Origin of the sequence: Streptomyces sp. NPDC002054 (genome assembly GCF_040296685.1) — a bacterium.
In the GTDB taxonomy this organism is placed as follows: domain Bacteria; phylum Actinomycetota; class Actinomycetes; order Streptomycetales; family Streptomycetaceae; genus Streptomyces.
In genome coordinates, this window is record NZ_JBEOXT010000010.1 from 202,941 (window position 1) to 220,195 (window position 17,255).

Genomic DNA, 17,255 nt, shown 5'->3' on the forward strand with positions numbered 1-17,255 from the left:
CTGAACATCCGCAACCTTTTCAAGTTCCGAGGGCGCCCGCACCCGGCCGTCGCACCATGTGGACGTCGATCGGGTCCTGAACCTCCACAGTGAACCCGTGACGCTCGTACAGCCGCTGGGCGGCGCTGCCCTGCAGGACATTCAGGCGGACGAGCACGCCGTCGGCATCAATCTGCTTCAGCAGTGTTCGCAGCACAGCCGATCCGAGCCCCCGGCTCTGGAGGGCCGGAGCGAGATAGAAGTGCTCCAGCCACCGCCCGTCCTCAGCCGGGCGCACGGTGACGCAGCCCGCGAAGGTTCCATCGGCCATCACGATGACCGACGTGTGCTGGGGCGAGAAGGAATCCCGCAGCCGCTGCCGGACCCGATGCTCGTCGAACCGTCCCAGCCGCTCCAGGTCCGGGCGCATCACCGTTGCCCGCAGCTCTGCGATCGCCTCGACATCCGCCGGCTCTGCGGAACGCAGCGCCCATCCAATGGGACGGCCCGCCCCGATCCCGGGCGCCGCCCGGCCCGGCCGTATCCCGCCCGCCCTCGCACTCGTATCCATGGCCGGAGTATCTCAATGGCCCCCTGTGGCCACGTATGCAGCAAGTTCGTTCACCGGTGGGAGACCGAGGTGGGGGTGATGCGCGATGCGGCTGTGGCGCAGGCGAAGGAACCGGGCAACTGCCGAGACGAAGCCCGACACGGTACGGGCACGATCGCAGGCGCCGGAGCCGGAGCCTGAGCCGGGAACCGACCCGTGGCAGGACTGGCTGAGCCGTTCGCCCGAGGCGCTCACGGTCCGGCAGCGGTGGGCGGACGGGGTCGAGCAGACCGCGCGGCTCGGTGAGGACGGGTACTGCGAGCGGCTGGGCGAGCTGCTCTCCCGGCTGTCGCCCCGCGACTTCGCGGCGCTGGGCCTCGGTTGCTCCCGCCGGATCGACCGCGCCTGCCGGGAGCCGCAGACCTGCTCACAGGACCCCATCCCGCCGCCCGCGGGCGAGCGGCCGGCTCCGCGCCAGGGCCCGGTGGCCGGCGCCTGCAGCGACTTCTGGGACTGCTACACCCGGTACGGGGTGCGGGCTGTCTTCACCGCCGACGACCGCCACCGGGCGGTGACCGTCCACGGCACCCACATCGTGGACCCCGAACCGCACGAGAACTGGTCCTTCCCGGCCGCGGTACTCCGCGACGGACAGTGGCGCCTCTACCCGACCCTCGAGGCCCGCGACACCGACCGTCCCGACCGCACCCTCACCCTCCCCTGACCGAGGGACGGGTCAGGCCGGACGTTCCGGCCGCGCGCTCGAAGACGCGGCGGCGTTCACCGCGGAATCGCCCAGCCCGGCGCCCAGGTCCCGGCGGCGTCGTGGTCGGCCGGCGTGGCGGCGAGGTGGGCGCGGAGGGTGGCCAGCGCCGGGTGGGGGTTGTCGCGGTGCCAGAGGAGCGAGTGCGGGTAGACGGGCGTCGGGTCGGTCACCGGGATGCGGCGCAGGCCGTGGCCGGCGGGCCAGACGAGGCGGGTCTGCTCGCCCATGAAGGTGGCCAGGGCCGGGGTGTCGGCGATGGTGTCGAGGAGCGCGTCGGAGCCGAAGTTGGGGCCGGTCGCCTCGATGGTGAGGCCGAACCCGGCGACGAGGTCGTCGTAGTAGGCGGCCCACTCGGTACCAGGCACGATGCCGGGCATCCAGATCCGGTGCCCGGCGAGCTGAGCGAGGGACACCGACCGGGCGCCCGCCAGCGCGTGGGCGGGGCCGGTGAGGAGCTGGAGCGGCTCGTCGAGCACCCGGACGGACTCGATGTCCTCGGGAAGGGGCCGGCCGGGCGCGGCGACGGCGCGGAAGGATGCGTCGATCGCACCGGACCGGAGGGCGGCGACGGCCGTCTCGATGTCGAACAGCATCACCACATCGAGGTCGATCTCGGGGTGTGTGCGGTGGAAGCCGCGCATCAGGCCCGACGGTGCGACGCGCGAGGCGATCACGTCGACGCGTAGCGGACGGCGGCCGGGGCACACGGACGCGACCGCGCGCTCGGCCACGCGCAGCAGCTCGCGCGCGTGGGGCAGGAACGCCTGCCCGTCGATGGTGAGTTCGGCGCCGCGCGCGGTACGGGTGAACAGCCGCACGCCGAGGTTGCGCTCCAGCGCGGCGATGCGTTTGGAGACGGCCTGCTGGGTGACCGCCAGCTCGGCGGCGGCCTCCTGGAACTGCCCCGCGTCGGCGGCGGCGACAAAGGTCCGGACGGTGTCGAGGTCCATGCCGCCACCCTATGGGTACAACCATTGGTTGTGGCCAGACGGTCCTGCGGTTGTTTGACCCCCGGATATCGCGCTCGCTTTGATGCTTCCGATCACGGATCGGTTGTGCGGGTGAGTGGCGAGGGGCGGTGGGCATGAGGATCAAGAGGATCGGGAGGAGCGGGCGCCGGCCGGGCCATCTGCACGGACATCGGCTGGGGCGGAGGTTCGGATGGCTCTGGGGAGCGTACGGAACCAGCGCGCTCGGCACGTGGCTCGCCTTCGGCGCGTTCCCGCTGATCGCCGTCCAGGTGCTGCACGCCGGACCGGCCGAGGTCGCGGCGCTCTCCTCCGTGGGGGCCGCGGTGGGCGCGGCCGTCGCGGTGCCGCTCGGTCCGTGGGTGGAGTTCCGTCGCAAGCGGACGGTGCTGATCACGATGGACCTGGTGCGGTTCGCGGCGCTGCTGACGATCCCCGCCGCGTTCGCGCTCGGCGTGCTCACCTTTCTTCAGCTCCTGCTGGTCTCGGTCGTCGTCGCGGCGGCCGACATTGCCTTCCGCGCCGCCTCCGGCGCGTACCTCAAGACGCTGCTGCCGACCGAGGACCTGCTCGTCGCCAACGCTCGGTTCGAGTCCACGACCTGGACGACCACGATCATCGGACCGCCGCTGGGCGGGGTGGCGATCGGGCTCCTCGGTCCGGTGGCGACGGTGGTGGCCGACGCGGTCAGCTATCTGCTCTCGGCCCTGGGCATCCGCGCGATGGGCGGGCACGAGCCGCCGCCCGAACGCCGGGAGGCCGCGCGTATGCGGGCCGGGGACCTGTTTGACCTGTTTGACCTGTTCGACGGTTGGCGGTACATCCTCGCCGACGTGACGCTGCGTCCGCTGTTCTTCAACACCGTCTTGTTCAACGGCCTGGTCATGGCCACCCAGCCGCTCCTGGCCGTCCTGATGCTCGGCCCACTCGGGTTCGCACCGTGGCAATACGGCCTTGCCTTCGCCGTGCCCTCGATCGGCGGCCTGCTCGGTTCACGGCTGGCCCGACCACTCGTCACCCGGTTCGGGCCGCACCGGGTCCTGGTCGTGGCCGGAGCGCTGCGCGCGCTCTGGCCCGTCGGCCTGGCCTTCCTCGGGCCGGGCACCGCAGGGCTGCTGCTGGTGATGGGCGTCGAGCTCGGACTCATCTTCTGCTGCGGGGTCTTCAACCCCGTCTACGCGACCTACCGCCTCGAGCGCACCCCGACCGACCGGGTCGCCCGCACGCTGTCCGCCTGGTCGGTGACGACCAAAGCCTCGACCGCCCTCCTGACGGCCCTCTGGGGCCTGTTGGGCGTCCTGCTCGGCCCGCGTACGGCCATCGGCCTGGCCGGCGTACTCCTGCTGGCGACCCCGCTGCTGCTGCCCCGCCGCGCGGCAGCGCATCTCTCCGACCCGGAGCCGGAGCCGACACCGAGCCGCACCTGACAGGCCACCACGGCGGTCACCACGACCGGTCTGCGCCGCGTGCGGGCCCGGAGTCAGGACGGCGTGGGGGCGAGCGACGCGGCGGCCTCCCAGGCGAACCCGTCCGGGTCGGTGAAGGCGTCGGCGATGCTGCCGAGGACGATGCGGTGCGAGCCGGTGCCGTCGGCGGGGACGCCGAGGTCCTTGGCCAGAGCACGGCGCTTGTACAGAGCCAGCTTGACGGGGCTGGACTGACCGGTGGCGAACTCGGCGTACTTGCCGCCGAAGCTCTTGGCCACGGTCAGGCCCCGGCCGACGTAGAACTGCTTGGTGGCCTTCACGTCCTCGACGCCGAGCAGCAGGACGACCTCGTCGATCTCGCGGGTGGCGGGGCCAGTGTCCTTCTTTGCCGAAGTCGCGATCTTCCAGATCGTCCCGTCCGGGGCCTGGACGACGCCGCCGTAGCCCCACAGCGACTTCGCGGCGGGCTTCAGCACAGTGGCGCCGGCGTCCACGGCGGCGCCGACGAAGCCGTCGACGGTGGCCGGCCCGGACACCGTGAGCGCCAGGGTGAAGCCGCGGAATCCGGTCGAGTGCGCCTCGGACGCCCGGAGACGTACGTACGTATCCACGCCGAAGGCGCTGTAGAAGCGGCGGGCGGCCCCGGGGTCGGCCACCTCAAGGGTGACGGACGCGAGGGACGTGTTGGCTGCGGTGGAAGCGGTGGTTGCCATGACCACCACGCTAGGGGCTGCGCTGCGGCCGAGGCTTCTCGATTCCTGACCGGTCTTGAGGAGAGGACCTGTGGCTCGTCCGTGACACACGATTCGTGGGTTGGGCGTATCAGGCATGCCGGCACGGCGGAGCCTGCTGATGTCAACGAGGTGGTCGCGACAGCTGGGCGGCGCCGCCCACTGGGCGAACGTCATCGTCGAGCTGAACAAGCGAGGCTTCCGGGCTGACGCTCCGCAGCCTGCTACAAGGGGCGAGCCGGGCCTCCCTCGCCCGGCTCGCCACAGCAGCTGGACGCAATCCACCCCCCAACCGTGTCCGCCGACGAGGACGGACCCTGGGCCCACGCCGTCGCCGGCCTGATCGACGCCATCGGCGACGTGGACGTCCCCGCCAAGCAGCCCGAGCAGCCAGCGGCGGCATGCGAAGCGCTCAAGAACACCTGCGGGCTGTTCACGAGTGACTCTGACCAGTGGGGCAGCCACCGTCGGTGGTGTGATCGTTTCCCGGCGGATCTGCGGAACGGGTACGGTCCACCGCATGGTGGGCGACTTCGATGCAGCTGTGGCCATGCACGACGGCATATCGGACCGGTCGGAGGCATGGGATTTCATCCGGGCCTTCGCGGCCGGGTGGTATGCGCCGTTGGCCGACGGTGACGGCGTCGGCGAGGAAGAGCTCAAGCAGGTGGAAGGCCAGCTGGGTCTGTCGCTCCCTACTGCTCTGCGTGAGGCGTACCTGCTCTTCGGCCGCCGTCCGGAGTTGTTCGAGCACCAGGATCCGATGCTGCCGCCCTCAGAACTCTTCGTGCACGAGGACCTCGGGGGTGTGCTGTGCTTCCGCAGCGAGAACCAAGGGTGCGCCTTCTGGGGGGTGCGTCTGGGAGATCTGGGCGAGACCGACCCGCCAGTCGTCGTGCAGTCGCGGGACGGTTGGCGGCCCTTCATGAACAGGATCTCGCTGGCGTGTGTGGAACTTGTCCTGTCGGAGGCGCTGTTCAGCGAGGGGCGGCTCTACAACGCGTGCGAATTGCCGCCTGATGCTGCGGATGCGCTTCCGCGGCTCTTTGAGCGAGTCGCTCTCCCGGATTACCCCATGTGGACGGGGGACGATGAGTCTCCGGTCCGCTGGTACTCCGCCCCCGGGCTTCTTCTGCGACAAGACGGGCTGACGGCTTTCAGCTGGCTGCATGTCCGGGGACAGAGCCTGGCCCACCTTGCGGCAGCTTGCGCCGCCGTCCCGGGTCGGTGGGCCCAGTGGCAGGGCACTGAGCCGACCGTGGTCGACGAGCTGCCCTTCTAGCTTCATACGCTTTCTTCCACGCGAACAGCGTGGACCACCGCGGCAGAACAGCGGAACAGTGCCGCAGGCTACTTGCTCGGGCTCCGCAGGGAACTCGATCCGCCCAGCACCCTAGCGCGTATGCGGCGCGCGCTGTTCGGAAGGGCTTGAAGGCGGGATTAGCCGGGTGAGACCACCCGGTTGCCGTTGGACACGACAACGCCACCGAGCTGGCTACACGGGAAGTCCCACCGAGCCATACGGGGGGCCGGTTGCGGAGGGCGAGCCCCCGGGCGCCGGTGCGGCTGCGGGACCACCGGGTGCTCCCGTCGAGCCCCGGTGCGGGAGGGCGCGGGGCTGCGCGGTGACGGCTCGCGGTTGTCAGGTCACGGTGGGACTCCTGTGCTCGACGAGGACGACGTCGCGCCACGTCCCCTGGTGGCGGCCGATGCGCTCGCGGGTGCCGATCACGCGGAACCCGGCCCGCTCGTGCAGGGCGAGGCTGGCGGTGTTCTCCGGGAAGATCCCGGACTGGACGGTCCAGATACCTGCGGCCTCGGTGGAGGCGAGCAGGGCGTTCAGCAGGGCCAGGCCGACTCCGCGACCGCGGGCGTCGGGGTGGACGTAGACGGAGTGCTCGACGACCCCGGCGTACGCGCACCGGTCCGAGACCGGTACGACCGCGACCCAGCCCAGCACCCGGCCGCCGCCGTCGAGGGCGACCAGGCGGTGCTCGGGCAGCTTGGCGGTGTCGAATGCCTCCCAGGTCGGGGCAGTGGTCTCGAAGGTGGCGTTGCCCTCGTCCATGCCGAGCCGGTAGATCGCCAGGACCTGCTCGGCATGCGCGGGCCGCATCAGCTCGATGCGTACGCCCGTCTCGGATGCGGACGTCATGCCGATGCCGGGATGTCGAGTTCGGCGAGCAGGCCGCGGATGCGCTGCTCGATTTCGTCCCGGATCGGCCGGACGGCCGCTACGCCCTGTCCTGCGGGGTCGGTCAGGGCCCAGTCCAGGTAGCGCTTGCCGGGGAAGTACGGGCAGGCGTCGCCGCAGCCCATCGTGATCACGACGTCGGAGGACTGCACCGCCTCCACCGTGAGGACCTTCGGGGTCTCGGCGGAGATGTCGATGCCGGCCTCGGCCATGGCCTCGACGACGGCCGGATTCACGGCGTCGGCGGGGGCGGACCCGGCGGAGCGGACCTGGACCCGGTCCCCGGCAAGGTGGGTGAGGAAGGCGGCAGCCATCTGGGAGCGGCCGGCGTTGTGGACGCAGACGAACAGCACGGACGGGACGGCGGGGTTGCTCATGAGGTCAGGGCGCTTTCTTCAGCAGGGCGGGGCGGGCGGCAGGGACGACGGCCTTGCCCGTCGCGGTGGTGGCGGGTCGGCCGAAGCAGACGGCGACGAGACCCAGGCCGAGGACGCCGCCGAGCAGTTGGGCCGCGATGAACGGCGTGAGGGAGCCGGGGGCGATTCCGGCGAAGGTGTCGGTGAACGCGCGGCCGATGGTAACGGCGGGGTTGGCGAAGGAGGTGGAGGAGGTGAACCAGTACGCCGCCCCGATGTACGAGGCGACGAGAGCCGGCGTCAGGTGCGCGCGGCCGGTGCGGGCCAGCCCGAAGACGAGCCAGACCAGCCCGGCGGTGGCCACCACCTCGCCCAGCCACAGGTGCCCCGCCCACCGGTCGTGGGACGAGAAGGCCATGACCGGCTTGGCGAACATCGCGTCGGCGAGCATCGCGCCGCCGATCGCCCCGGCGATCTGGGCCGGGACGTACGCGGCGACCTCGCGCAGGGTGAGCCCGTCACGGCCGCGGCGGCCGGTGAACCAGGCGGCGACCGTGACGACCGGGTTGAAGTGCGCCCCGGAGACCGGTCCGAGGAAGGCGATCAGCACGCCCAGGCCGAAAACGGTGGCGAGGGAGTTGGCCAGCAGCTGCACGCCGACGTCCCGGGTCAGCTCGGTGGCCTGTATGCCGGAGCCCACGACCACCGCGACGAGTGTCGCCGTTCCGGCCGCCTCGACCGCGACCCGGCGGGCCAGAGGCACCGAGGTGCTCACGCGCCGGCCTTCGCGGGCGCGCCGGCCTTCGTGGGCGCGGCGGGGATCTGGAGCAGGGCGGACAGCTGGGCCAGGGCCTGGGGGATCACCCAGTAATACACCCAGGTTCCGCGCCGCTCGGAGCCGACCAGTCCGGCCTCGCGCAACACCTTCAGGTGGTGGGAGATCGTCGGCTGGGAGACGTCGAACGGGCCGATCAGATCGCACACACACGCCTCGCCGCCCTCGTACGAGGCGATCAGTGACAGCAGCCGCAGTCGGATGGGGTCCGACAGCGCCTTGAACATCCGCGACAGCTCGGCCGCGGCCTCCTCGCCCAGCGGCTCGCGGACCATCGGCGCGCAGCACACCGCATCGTCCTGCCCGAGCACCGGCAGGCCAGCTTGTTTCGACATTCCTCTATGTTGACAGTCATCTAATCCAGTGGCAACGTCTTCTATATCGACAGACATCGAAACAACAACTTCCGGAAGGGGAGACCGCCATGTCCCGTGTCCAGCTCGCCCTGCGCGTCGCCGACCTGGAGGGCTCGATCGCCTTCTACTCCAAGCTCTTCAACACCGAGCCGGCCAAGCTCCGGCCCGGCTACGCCAACTTCGCCATCACCGAGCCGCCGCTCAAGCTCGTCCTGATCGAGGGCGAGGCGGCCGAGCCCACCCGCCTCGACCACCTCGGCGTCGAGGTCGCCACCACCGAGGACGTCACCGCCGCCACAACCCGCCTGAAGGAAGCGGGGCTGGCCACCTTCGAGGAGAACGACACCTCCTGCTGCTACGCCCTCCAGGACAAGGTCTGGGTGACCGGCCCCGGCAAGGAGCCGTGGGAGGTCTACGTCGTCAAGGCCGACGCCGACACCCTCGGCAAGAGCGCCGACAGCGCCGACAGCGCGCCGCAGGCGTGCTGCGACACCACCGCCTGCGGCACCCCCGACGAGCAGTCCGCCGCCGACTGCGCCTGCGGAAGCTGACCGGCGTACTCGGTCACGTATGACGGGCGAGCTTGACCGCGGAGACGAGCAGGATCACGGCCAGCGTGGGGATGAGCACCAGGTCCGAGAACACCCCGAGCAGCAGCCCACCCAGCACAGCCCCGGCGATCGAGCCCGCGATCATGACCAGGGTGAACCGCCTGTTGGCACCCAGCACCGCGAAGCTGCCGTCCCGGCTGTAGCGGGCGAAGGCCACCAGCATGGTCGGCAGCGACACCAGCAGGGAGATGCTTCCCGCCGTCTTGATGTCCAGGCCGAACAGCAGCACGATCGTCGGGATCAGCAGCTCCCCTCCGGCCACGCCCATGATCGCCGCGACCACCCCGATGCCGAATCCGGCCACGACCCCGATCGGGACCTGCGCCGCGAGGGGGAGGGCGAGGGTTTCCAGGGCGGTGGTGTGGGTGACGACCAGGGCTGCGGCCATGAGAACCATCAGGGCCGCCAGCACCCTGTAGAGAGTGGAGCTGCGCATCCGGACCGCCCACGATGCTCCGGCCCACGCGCCCAGCAGGCTTCCGGCCAGCAGGTTGGCCGCGACGGGCCAGTGCGCGGCGACTTCGGAGGCGGGGACTGCTGCCATGCGGGCGGGGAGCGCGACCAGGACCACGACCAGGCTCATCGCCTTGTTCAGGATGACCGCGGAGAGCGCGGCGAATCCGAAGAGACTGATCAGCAGCGGCAAGCGGAACTCAGCGCCGCCCAGACCGATCATCCCGCCGAGGACGCCGATGGCCGCTCCGGCACCGAACACCAGGGGCGTCGAGTGCGTTGAACGTAGAGGGGCGAGACGCTGGTCGGTGCTCATGGCGGGCATCTTCCCTGGTGGCAGGCGCTGCCCGCTATGGCCCAGCCCCACCTTCGGGGAAAGCAACCGGGCTCCCGTCCCAGATTCGTCCGGACCTCTGAGCGCCGTGGCGTCCTCAGCGGGGCCTATGTGGCTTGTCGGGCCTGTTCGGCTTGCAGCCGGTGGCGATGGCTTCGTCGTGCGCGGCGAGGATGCGGTACAGGGTGGAGCGGCCGACGCTGAGGTGCGCGGCGATGGCGGTGACGGACTCCTTCGCGTCACGGCGCCGGCCGACGACGAGCATGTCTCCACCGACGGCCGGTGGTCGGCCGCCGTGCTTGCCGTGCGCCGCGGCGGCATCCAGGCCGACGAGGGTCCGTTTGGGATCGGCAAGCGGGGCGCCGACCAGGGCGGGTTGTCGCGTATGGGGGGACGTCGAGCATGTCGGCGACCATGCCCTCTACGATGGCGGGGTCGAAGGTCTCCGGCTGCTCGGACACCGTTTCGTCACGGTTCGCGGAGCCGATCGCGGCCAGGACCTGTGCACCGGCGGGCAGGCGTGTGCCACCCAGCTCCACCTGTCGGGTGGTCATGCGCTCGACGAGCCCGAACGGTGGCATCCATCGCAGGACTTCGTGGACGGCGTCGCCGAGGAGCTCCGGGTGGTCCCGGGCGAGTCCGCGCTGTTCCGGCTCGTCGAACAGTGCGACCAGGAGGCTGCCGGCCGCCCACCCCGGTTCGGGAAGGGACGGGAGGACCACGCGGATCGTCGGGAGTACTTCTGCGGCGCTTCGCGGGCAGAGGCCTCCAGGGGTGCCGTGCCGCCACCGTGCGGTCGCCGAGGACGGGTCCGGGGCGAGGCCTTCCAGCCAGGGGGTGAGCGCGGCGTCGAGCTCGGCCATGGCGGCGGCCGACACCGCGACCTTGGAGGGTCTCCCGGATTCAGGGCGCCCAGCCACAGGGCCCGTGCCATGCGCAGCAGGGTCGTGCTGTCGACGTCGAGGCTCAGCATCCATCGGAACACCTCTGCCGCGACGGGTTGCAGGACCTCGCCCATGAGGTCCGCCCGCCCGTGCATGCCCGAGCCCCGCTCGATGACCAGCTTCCCTGCGTGCTCTCGGGCCAGACCGGCCCGTTCGGGCTCGAAGAGCTCCTCGACGCTGACACGCAGGCCTTTGTGGCGTCGCCGCCACTGGACAGGATGTTCTCCGGCCCGAAGATCTCCGACATTGCGGACGGAAAGTCCGTGGTGAAACCATCGCTGTCGCCCATCACCCGACGCACGTCCTGCCGGCGCGTCACGAGCCAGCAGCCGAGTGCGGGGATCTCGGCCACAGGGTGGTCACGTCGGAGCCGCTGATCAACCGGAGAGGGATCCGCCTGGAGCACCTCCGGCGTGATCGTGTCCAGGAGCGAGGTCATGGGTCCTCCCGAAATGCTTCGCGGGCGGTCTTCGGTCTTCATTGACTCCGGGGACCCCGAGGTGGAGAAGCGCCTCGGTCCCCGAGCTTCCGGCCGAAGTGGGGTGAGCCGGGGGCCAGGGGAGGTGACGGGCTGACGGGGCACCTTCTCGGGGTGTTGCCCCGCACGCGGGGACGTGCGGGGCAACATCGCCAGACGGCCGGAGGACGTCTGTGGTCCGACTGCCCGTCCGCGGGTCAGCGCTGGCGGGGAAGCGGGGGTCGCTCGGCGTCCTGTTCGGAGGAGCGGTCGAATGCTCCGGGGCGGGACAGGTCGTCAAGGAGCTCGTCGATGAGCTCCTGCGTGACGTGCGGCATCACGTAGACGTGGCTGTAGTCGTGCCGACGGCCACCGAGGTTGAGCGGAACGCAGGCGAGCGAGTACTTCTGCGCGATCCCGGCGCGGGGCTGCTGGAACCAGACGCTGAGCGCGTGGTCGCCGTGGCCGACCTCGATGCCGTCCTCGGCCCAGGGCTCGCCGCGTTCCCGCAACTGCTCGCTGAGGCTCCTGAGGCGTTCCGCCGTGTACTCGGCGATCCGCAGGACCTCGGCGGCCTGCCGTACCTGCTGCTCCTCGCTGAACTGAGCCAGGTGATTCCACATGGCCAGAGAGGCGAATCCGCTGCGGGATCCGGCGAACGTGCTGTCGGGGGAGGAGACCACGGCGGGGTCCGACGGCGGCCGCAGCTTGGATCCCGCACGGGACATGTAGATCCCGGTGGGGACGGGCGCACCGGGGTACTTGTGGCCGCTGGTGACGATCGAGGACACCTCGGGAATCCGGAAGTCGAACACCGGCGGCGCGCTGTCGATGAGTCCGCAGTCGCGGGCCTTCTCCAGGTAGGGTGCGTAGGCGCCGCCGAGTGCTCCGTCGACGTGGATCCAGTAGCCGTTGCGGACGCTGACCCGGGTCGGGTCGTCGGGGTCGAAGCGCACGGTGCGGTCGACGAGGCCGTGCTTCTCGAAGACCGGGCGCAGGCGCTCGCACGCGGTCTGGACGTCGTCGTAGGCGCCCTTGAAGACGCTGCCCACGTTGAAGTTCACCAGGACCGGGTGGCCCTTGGCGGCGAAGAACTCCACGAGGGCGACCAGGGCGTCGACGTCGACCGTGCCCGGTCCCTCATCGCCGCCGGTGGTCGGGACGCCGCCGAGGGGCCAGCCGTTGTAGGTCTGCATCCCGGTGCCGGCCACGTCGATGGGGCACTCCCCTGGGTAGAGGCTGCCGCCCAGGTCGTAGAAGGTCGGGATGTCCAGCACCCGCATCGCCTTGATGTGGGAGTAGTGGGTCTCCTGCGAGAAGAACGCCACCGGGGAGTATGCGTTGGGGTTGTCGTCGGGGTGCTGGGCGCGGAGGTAGCTGGTCCGGCAGCTGGCTTCGCCGGAGACCTCGTCACGTACCAGGGCATTGCCGTCGAGGTAGTCACGCGCGTTCCACATCGCGTACAGGTTGCCCTCGGTACTGCCCATGGACAGCACGTACCCCCACCCGTCCTGGTTGCCGGGGCGGGCCGGGTCCTGGGGCAGGGGGGCGTGCCACAGGCGGGCGTAGTGCTCCAGGACCGCCCGCTCCAGCCACCGTGAGTGAAGGCTGTAGTTGCTGTCGACGAACGGGTCCCCGATGTTGTTGATGTGGTAGCCCAGGAAGCGCCCGAGGGCGGCGTGGCCGTCGAGCGACAGGTTGACCTGGTACCCGAGCAGACGCCCGCTCCGCTCGTCAAGGTACCCCTCCAGCTTGGAGAGGACCGCGATCCGCTGCTCCTCGGTGTAGGCGTCGGTACCCAACTGGTAGTCGTCGTTGGCCGGAAGGGCCGCCAGAGGCGCGTCGGCGTGTTCGGTAATCATTCCATGTCCGATCCTGAGCAATTTCCCGAAGCGACATTCAGGCGCGGGATCGCCGCCAGACGGCACGGCTTCGGCAGGTGCTCGTGTCCAAAGAGATGAGGGCTTCAGCGAGAGTCGTCCGCCTGTAAGACGCTCAACGGGTGGGTGGCCGACGCACCCCGTCACCGGGATGTCGACCTGCACAAGAGGCGGCAATTGCCATGTTTGGCCGTCCTGTCCAGGGCCTCGCGGGACACAGGATATGCGTGAGATGACGCCCCGATGACCCACCTGTCTACGTTTACTGCAGCCCTAATCAATTTGAGTGAAACGGGTTTACCTTGTATTTCCCGGAAGCCCCTTTGAGAGTGACGTTTCAGCAACTCTCGGGATTGCAGCTTTGGGTCATGAAGAATGCGCGGATGGCCGAATTCGACGCTCGGGGAGTATCGGAGCGGTGAGCGGTGGTTCCGCCAAGCGCCGGTGGGCGTGGTCGCTTGAACGCCGGCGAAGCACGGCGAGGTCGGTGTGGGCCTCCTGCGCGGCCCACCGGCCTCTGCCCGAGCACTCACCGCTTCATCGTCTGAGCGGGCCGGCTCGGGGCAGTAAGACATTGACGACCGCGCGACCCGTACTGGCGTGCGTCATGTCGGCGCAGACGTCATCGCCGGTGGCGCAGACGGCACCACAGCGGCAGGCCGCACCGGAGCCGGACGGTCGGTATCCGGGTCGAGACCGGCTGCGCCGGCCGCCGGTACCGGCGCCGCGACGGGCTCGCCCCCGGTCGGCAACGGCAGAAGGTCACGGGCCTGCGAGCACCGCTGGGCGGCAGCCATCGCCTGCAACTCATCGCTGCCCTCCTCGAAGGCGGTCGCGTCCGCGAGCTCCGTGATCAGGGTGAGCGTGTCCCAGACCGCGGCCAGCACGGTGGCGGCGTCCGGCGCATCGAGCTGTGCGCCGAGGTAAGCCAGGGCGGGTGTGGACATCCGTATCCCCTCCTTCACGTCGGATGCCGATGGTCCCATCCGTAGGCAGCAGGCAAGGGAGGGCTGTGGACAACGTCGGGAGTGTGGACAACCCGCGCTTCGCCGGACTGGCGGTCCTTCACCACGGAGCGCGCCGGGAGGCAGCCGCCGAGGCTGTGCCGAACCGCCTCACTCCTACGGGTGGCTTTACTGGTCCCGCCACCCGCTCGTCTGGAGGACGCCTGGCGTCTAACGCGCCGGGCAGGGGCGCTGAGCTCGTTTGGGGTTGCGGCGTCACATGACTGGAGGCACCGCCGCCGCCCGCGGGGGCGTAGTGGTATCCATCTCCCTGCCCACGCCGTGGGCAGTTGGACGGACAACACACAATGAGGCAACTGATGGAAGTGCCGCGGAATCGTCTGTTGCCCGCCTAACATTGCAGGTCAGTAAGGCTGCTCCCCGCGCATGCATGCGGGGATGCCCCCCCCGTGAAACTCCGCCAACTTGAAGAGGCTGGTCAAGGGCCTGGCGTGATGCTGTTCCGGGGTGCTCGTGCTGGTCGTGGGCGGCTGTCTGTGGTGCAGATCGTCTGGCAGGACGGTTTGCGGATTCTGGTCCGTCGCCGCCGGTGTGGCTTGTTCACGTTCAGCGGTTCTGGCTCAGGTTCTGAACCTGAGCCAGAACCCGTTCTCGTGAACAAAGCCAAGCCTGAAACCAACGGCCGGTGATCACTGCTTCGGGTGGACCGAGCGCCAGTCAGTCCTTCGGTCGGCTGGTTGACCCCGAGGTGTGGGCCCGAATGCGGTGGACCATCCGGCCGGATCGGTGGCATCGTCAGCGATTGTGACGAAGCATGGTTTCCTGGCGTTGGCGCCGCAGTACACCTCGACATCCGAGTTGCTCTCGGCGTCGGCGCGGCGGCGGGGATTGGACGTGGAGGTACTTCCCGCGCAGGGTGGTGCGGGTACCGCCCTGGGGAGGAGTGGTGGCCACTACTATGGCGGCCCCGTTTTCGCGGCACGCGTTGTGGATGCCCTTGAGGTCGCGCTCTTGGAGCCGTCTGATGACTGGCTGAGCACGTTGCCCTGCGAGTACACCGGGCGGCGCATCGCCATGGCGACGCTGGGCGAGGCGCGTTGTCTGTCCCGGCCGGCGTTCGTCAAGCCGCCGAGCGACAAGAGCTTCCCGGCCGCGGTGTACACCAGCGGTGATCGCCTCCCGGCCCGGTCGGAGCTGTCACCGGAGGTGCCTGTACAGATCAGTGACGTGGTGACCTGGGCAGCGGAGTTTCGCCTGTACGTCCTGGACGGCGAGGTCCGCGCGGGTTCGCAGTACGCCACCTTCGGCCGTCTCGACGCCAGGCGACTGGACGGGCACCGTCATCAAGACGCTGTCCTGGCGTTCGCGGATGACTTCCTGGCCATGTGCGGCAGTGGCCTGCCCAGCGCGGTGGTGGTGGACATCGGGCTCCTGACCACACCTGAGCACGGGGCCGCCGACCAGTGGGCGGTGGTTGAGGCGAACATGGCGTGGTTCAGCAACAGCTATGCCGCGGACCCTGACCGGGTCCTGGATGTCGTCCTGCGGTCAGCTGGTCCGCGGAGACGGATGGCGGAGCGAGACCGCCGGTTCTGCCGGAGCATCGAGGATGCTCACCTCGCTGGCTGACATGCCGGCGTGATCAGTGACAACAAACCCTGCCATTGTCCGCATGCAGGATGCGCCACGCTGTCGCTTCGACATCACTGAGCCACCACTCACCGATCCTCGCGGGCGGGAATCTCGAGACTTCGACGTCCTCCAAAACCTCCGCAACCACGACACCGGCAGCAACCCGCTGATCGCGATCCAACGCTGCCCCAGCGGCGCGGTCGCTTCGGGCGGGTTGGCTGGCAAACGTCGACCCTGTGCCGGATCGAGGGCGTGAGCCGGGCCGCGCCCGGTGCCTTGGCCGGCGCGGTGAACGTCGCACTGCCCGAGCGCGCCGCCGGGTAGGAGACGATCGACGGCTCCACGCTCATCCCACGCACCGCTCCGACAGCCGCAGGGCGACCGCCTGCCCCCGGGGCCCGAGGTCGATCGCCTGCGTGGCCATCCCGCGCAGGGCGGTCGCGGCCGGCTCCGCGTCCCCGGCCTCCTCGGCGAGCGCGAACGCGTGCGCGTAGTAGCGCTGGGCCAGGCCCTGGTGGCGGTCGTCGCCGCTCTCGTCCTGGACCATCCAGCCGCACAGGTACACCAGCTGTGACGCCGCGGCGAACAGGTCCCGGCCGACGGACTCGGTGTACCGGCCCTCCAGCCAGGGCCCGACGCGGTCGGTCAGGTACTGGACCGCCAGCCGGCGGGCGTGGGCTCCGCCGAACTCGGCGGCGGCGTCGCCGAGGGTGCGGGTCATCTGCCGGATCGCGGCGACTTCACCGGCGCCCACCTTCGGGGCGCCGGCCGACGCCGCGGCCACCCGGCGGGTGACGGCCTCAGCGTCCGGGAGGTTGAGGCCGACAGGGCGAATCCGGCGGTCGCGGCCAACATCGTGCGGCGTTCCACGTCGCTCTTCCAGTGCGGGTCCGGTCCCGGTCGAGCCGTAACACCTGGACGACGTACGGGAGCCACACCTCCGGGGACGGAGTGCGCTCACCCCTCATCCACCTGCGGGCGTACTGGCTCCAGCCCGTCCGGACCGCGGCCGGCGGCCAGGGAGACCTCGCTCGTGGGCCAGTTTCGTCGGACCCCATCCGCGCTCCTCGCACGCCGCCCGGATTAGGTCCGTGATGGTCGCCGTCGCCGTCCGCACCGCTGCCCCCTGACCTGCACCTGACCTGACTGACCTACGCGGGCCTACAGGATGGCCTCTCCTCCCGTGCCGTCACAGCCCGTTGACTGATCCTCACCCACCGGGGCCCGGCTTCACCCGACACGAGTTCCACCCGAACCCCGTTTGCGGAGGCCTCGTGCACCACCACTCCGACCCACTAGCCGCTCAGGTCTCGCCGCCCTCGCCGGCTCCACCGTTTGGTGACCGGCGGAGCCGGACTGGTCGGATCCCGCATCACGGCCCGGCTCCGGGAGCTGGGAGCCCATCCGGTCTGCCTGTGCGCCATGAACGCCTACCCGGAGCAGGTGTACGCCGACCTGTTCGGCGTGCATGCGGACGACCCCGGCGTGGTCCTGGGCGACGTCCGGGACGCCGCGCTGGTCCGCAAGCTGGTGGCCGACGCTGCTACGTCGTCCATGCCGCCGCCCTGGCGGACGTCGCCGCGTGCACGCGCGAGCCGCTGACCGCGATCGACACCAACGTGGCCGGCACCCAGACGGTGCTGGACGCAGTGGCAGCCACCGGCCGCGTCCGACGCATGGTCTTCGTCTCCTCCGCCAGCGTCTACGGCGACGGCAACCCGGAGGAGACTTCCCAATGACATTGTCAAGCTCGCGCCGTGACCGGTGGTGCGGCTTGGTAGCACGCTCCGTCGCGGATCATGGCCCACAGGACGTTG

20 protein-coding genes are annotated in these 17,255 nt (G+C 70.3%); 7 read left to right on the forward strand and 13 right to left on the reverse strand.

Annotation, left to right across the window (positions count from 1 at the left end; genetic code table 11):
* Positions 1-19: 19 nt before the first annotated feature.
* On the reverse strand, positions 20-550 hold the full coding sequence (locus tag ABT123_RS12305; protein WP_351312458.1) for a GNAT family N-acetyltransferase: 531 nt from the start codon (positions 548-550) through the stop codon (positions 20-22).
* 85 nt (positions 551-635) lie between these two features.
* Here ABT123_RS12305 and ABT123_RS12310 point away from each other — a divergent pair, with 85 nt between their 5' ends.
* Positions 636-1,253: a hypothetical protein gene (locus ABT123_RS12310; protein WP_351312460.1), complete on the forward strand. Its 618-nt coding sequence runs from the start codon at positions 636-638 to the stop codon at positions 1,251-1,253.
* A 56-nt stretch (positions 1,254-1,309) separates the two neighbouring features.
* Here the strand turns inward: ABT123_RS12310 and ABT123_RS12315 are convergent, their stop codons facing one another.
* Complete coding sequence (locus ABT123_RS12315; protein WP_351312461.1) at positions 1,310-2,245, reverse strand: LysR family transcriptional regulator; 936 nt, start codon at positions 2,243-2,245, stop codon at positions 1,310-1,312.
* Positions 2,246-2,379: 134 nt separating this feature from the next.
* Here ABT123_RS12315 and ABT123_RS12320 point away from each other — a divergent pair, with 134 nt between their 5' ends.
* On the forward strand, positions 2,380-3,690 hold the full coding sequence (locus ABT123_RS12320; RefSeq protein WP_351312463.1) for an MFS transporter: 1,311 nt from the start codon (positions 2,380-2,382) through the stop codon (positions 3,688-3,690).
* Between the two features lie 53 nt (positions 3,691-3,743).
* Here the strand turns inward: ABT123_RS12320 and ABT123_RS12325 are convergent, their stop codons facing one another.
* Positions 3,744-4,403, reverse strand: coding sequence for a glyoxalase (locus ABT123_RS12325; RefSeq protein ID WP_351312465.1), 660 nt, complete (start codon positions 4,401-4,403; stop codon positions 3,744-3,746).
* Positions 4,404-4,941: 538 nt separating this feature from the next.
* On the opposite strand from ABT123_RS12325, the gene ABT123_RS12330 reads away from it, so the two are divergent.
* The gene (locus ABT123_RS12330; protein ID WP_351312466.1) at positions 4,942-5,703 is read left to right on the forward strand and encodes an SMI1/KNR4 family protein; all 762 of its coding nucleotides are present in this window, start codon (positions 4,942-4,944) and stop codon (positions 5,701-5,703) included.
* A gap of 360 nt (positions 5,704-6,063) precedes the next feature.
* On the opposite strand, the gene ABT123_RS12335 is transcribed toward ABT123_RS12330, so the two are convergent.
* Genes ABT123_RS12335 through ABT123_RS12350 form a run of 4 tightly spaced genes read right to left on the reverse strand, consistent with a single transcriptional unit; the run spans position 6,064 to position 8,141 of the window.
* Positions 6,064-6,576 (reverse strand): GNAT family N-acetyltransferase, encoded by a 513-nt coding sequence (locus ABT123_RS12335; RefSeq protein WP_351312468.1) that lies wholly within the window; start codon positions 6,574-6,576, stop codon positions 6,064-6,066.
* Positions 6,573-6,992 carry an arsenate reductase ArsC gene (locus ABT123_RS12340; RefSeq protein ID WP_351312470.1) on the reverse strand — a complete coding sequence of 140 codons (420 nt, stop codon included), beginning with the start codon at positions 6,990-6,992 and terminating at the stop codon, positions 6,573-6,575. The genes ABT123_RS12335 and ABT123_RS12340 overlap by 4 nt, the downstream gene beginning before the upstream one ends.
* 4 nt (positions 6,993-6,996) lie before the next feature.
* Positions 6,997-7,746 carry an aquaporin gene (locus ABT123_RS12345; protein ID WP_351312472.1) on the reverse strand — a complete coding sequence of 250 codons (750 nt, stop codon included), beginning with the start codon at positions 7,744-7,746 and terminating at the stop codon, positions 6,997-6,999.
* Positions 7,743-8,141 (reverse strand): ArsR/SmtB family transcription factor, encoded by a 399-nt coding sequence (locus tag ABT123_RS12350; RefSeq protein ID WP_351312474.1) that lies wholly within the window; start codon positions 8,139-8,141, stop codon positions 7,743-7,745. Before ABT123_RS12350 ends, ABT123_RS12345 begins: the two co-directional genes overlap by 4 nt.
* An 89-nt stretch (positions 8,142-8,230) precedes the next feature.
* On the opposite strand from ABT123_RS12350, the gene ABT123_RS12355 reads away from it, so the two are divergent.
* Positions 8,231-8,713, forward strand: a complete 483-nt coding sequence (locus ABT123_RS12355; RefSeq protein ID WP_351312476.1) for an ArsI/CadI family heavy metal resistance metalloenzyme — start codon at positions 8,231-8,233, stop codon at positions 8,711-8,713.
* A 13-nt stretch (positions 8,714-8,726) separates the two neighbouring features.
* On the opposite strand, the gene ABT123_RS12360 is transcribed toward ABT123_RS12355, so the two are convergent.
* The 5 genes from ABT123_RS12360 to ABT123_RS12380 form a co-directional block, all read right to left on the reverse strand.
* Positions 8,727-9,542 carry a sulfite exporter TauE/SafE family protein gene (locus ABT123_RS12360; protein ID WP_351312478.1) on the reverse strand — a complete coding sequence of 272 codons (816 nt, stop codon included), beginning with the start codon at positions 9,540-9,542 and terminating at the stop codon, positions 8,727-8,729.
* Between the two features lie 115 nt (positions 9,543-9,657).
* On the reverse strand, positions 9,658-9,825 hold the full coding sequence (locus ABT123_RS12365) for a helix-turn-helix domain-containing protein (RefSeq protein ID WP_502970939.1): 168 nt from the start codon (positions 9,823-9,825) through the stop codon (positions 9,658-9,660).
* Positions 9,800-10,780, reverse strand: a complete 981-nt coding sequence (locus ABT123_RS12370; protein WP_351312480.1) for a cytochrome P450 — start codon at positions 10,778-10,780, stop codon at positions 9,800-9,802. The genes ABT123_RS12365 and ABT123_RS12370 overlap by 26 nt, the downstream gene beginning before the upstream one ends.
* Before the next feature lie 399 nt (positions 10,781-11,179).
* Positions 11,180-12,823: a pyridoxal-dependent decarboxylase gene (locus tag ABT123_RS12375; RefSeq protein ID WP_351312482.1), complete on the reverse strand. Its 1,644-nt coding sequence runs from the start codon at positions 12,821-12,823 to the stop codon at positions 11,180-11,182.
* Between the two features lie 623 nt (positions 12,824-13,446).
* Positions 13,447-13,788: a hypothetical protein gene (locus ABT123_RS12380; RefSeq protein ID WP_351312484.1), complete on the reverse strand. Its 342-nt coding sequence runs from the start codon at positions 13,786-13,788 to the stop codon at positions 13,447-13,449.
* A gap of 819 nt (positions 13,789-14,607) precedes the next feature.
* Here ABT123_RS12380 and ABT123_RS12385 point away from each other — a divergent pair.
* Positions 14,608-15,435 carry an ATP-grasp domain-containing protein gene (locus tag ABT123_RS12385; RefSeq protein WP_351312504.1) on the forward strand — a complete coding sequence of 276 codons (828 nt, stop codon included), beginning with the start codon at positions 14,608-14,610 and terminating at the stop codon, positions 15,433-15,435.
* A gap of 349 nt (positions 15,436-15,784) precedes the next feature.
* On the opposite strand, the gene ABT123_RS36720 is transcribed toward ABT123_RS12385, so the two are convergent.
* Positions 15,785-16,399, reverse strand: a complete 615-nt coding sequence (locus tag ABT123_RS36720) for an NsdA family TPR-like regulatory protein (RefSeq protein ID WP_502970940.1) — start codon at positions 16,397-16,399, stop codon at positions 15,785-15,787.
* A 377-nt stretch (positions 16,400-16,776) separates the two neighbouring features.
* Here ABT123_RS36720 and ABT123_RS12395 point away from each other — a divergent pair, with 377 nt between their 5' ends.
* Positions 16,777-17,040 carry an NAD-dependent epimerase/dehydratase family protein gene (locus ABT123_RS12395; RefSeq protein ID WP_351312488.1) on the forward strand — a complete coding sequence of 88 codons (264 nt, stop codon included), beginning with the start codon at positions 16,777-16,779 and terminating at the stop codon, positions 17,038-17,040.
* Positions 17,037-17,177, forward strand: coding sequence for an NAD-dependent epimerase/dehydratase family protein (locus tag ABT123_RS12400; RefSeq protein WP_351312506.1), 141 nt, complete (start codon positions 17,037-17,039; stop codon positions 17,175-17,177). Before ABT123_RS12395 ends, ABT123_RS12400 begins: the two co-directional genes overlap by 4 nt.
* Positions 17,178-17,255: the final 78 nt, after the last annotated feature.

What these genes read in the sequence shown, in the direction of transcription:
- ABT123_RS12305 (WP_351312458.1), bottom strand. Translation starts at nt 550, where the DNA reads ATGGATACGAGTGCGAGGGCGGGCGGGATACGGCCGGGCCGGGCGGCG.
- ABT123_RS12335 (WP_351312468.1), bottom strand. Translation starts at nt 6,576, where the DNA reads ATGACGTCCGCATCCGAGACGGGCGTACGCATCGAGCTGATGCGGCCC.
- ABT123_RS12375 (WP_351312482.1), bottom strand. Translation starts at nt 12,823, where the DNA reads ATGATTACCGAACACGCCGACGCGCCTCTGGCGGCCCTTCCGGCCAAC.
- ABT123_RS12325 (WP_351312465.1), bottom strand. Translation starts at nt 4,403, where the DNA reads ATGGCAACCACCGCTTCCACCGCAGCCAACACGTCCCTCGCGTCCGTC.
- ABT123_RS12330 (WP_351312466.1), top strand. Translation starts at nt 4,942, where the DNA reads ATGGTGGGCGACTTCGATGCAGCTGTGGCCATGCACGACGGCATATCG.
- ABT123_RS12360 (WP_351312478.1), bottom strand. Translation starts at nt 9,542, where the DNA reads ATGAGCACCGACCAGCGTCTCGCCCCTCTACGTTCAACGCACTCGACG.
- ABT123_RS12315 (WP_351312461.1), bottom strand. Translation starts at nt 2,245, where the DNA reads ATGGACCTCGACACCGTCCGGACCTTTGTCGCCGCCGCCGACGCGGGG.
- ABT123_RS12340 (WP_351312470.1), bottom strand. Translation starts at nt 6,992, where the DNA reads ATGAGCAACCCCGCCGTCCCGTCCGTGCTGTTCGTCTGCGTCCACAAC.
- ABT123_RS12310 (WP_351312460.1), top strand. Translation starts at nt 636, where the DNA reads ATGCGGCTGTGGCGCAGGCGAAGGAACCGGGCAACTGCCGAGACGAAG.
- ABT123_RS12365 (WP_502970939.1), bottom strand. Translation starts at nt 9,825, where the DNA reads ATGCTCGTCGTCGGCCGGCGCCGTGACGCGAAGGAGTCCGTCACCGCC.
- ABT123_RS12320 (WP_351312463.1), top strand. Translation starts at nt 2,380, where the DNA reads ATGAGGATCAAGAGGATCGGGAGGAGCGGGCGCCGGCCGGGCCATCTG.
- ABT123_RS12350 (WP_351312474.1), bottom strand. Translation starts at nt 8,141, where the DNA reads ATGTCGAAACAAGCTGGCCTGCCGGTGCTCGGGCAGGACGATGCGGTG.
- ABT123_RS12380 (WP_351312484.1), bottom strand. Translation starts at nt 13,788, where the DNA reads ATGTCCACACCCGCCCTGGCTTACCTCGGCGCACAGCTCGATGCGCCG.
- ABT123_RS12355 (WP_351312476.1), top strand. Translation starts at nt 8,231, where the DNA reads ATGTCCCGTGTCCAGCTCGCCCTGCGCGTCGCCGACCTGGAGGGCTCG.
- ABT123_RS12370 (WP_351312480.1), bottom strand. Translation starts at nt 10,780, where the DNA reads ATGGTTTCACCACGGACTTTCCGTCCGCAATGTCGGAGATCTTCGGGC.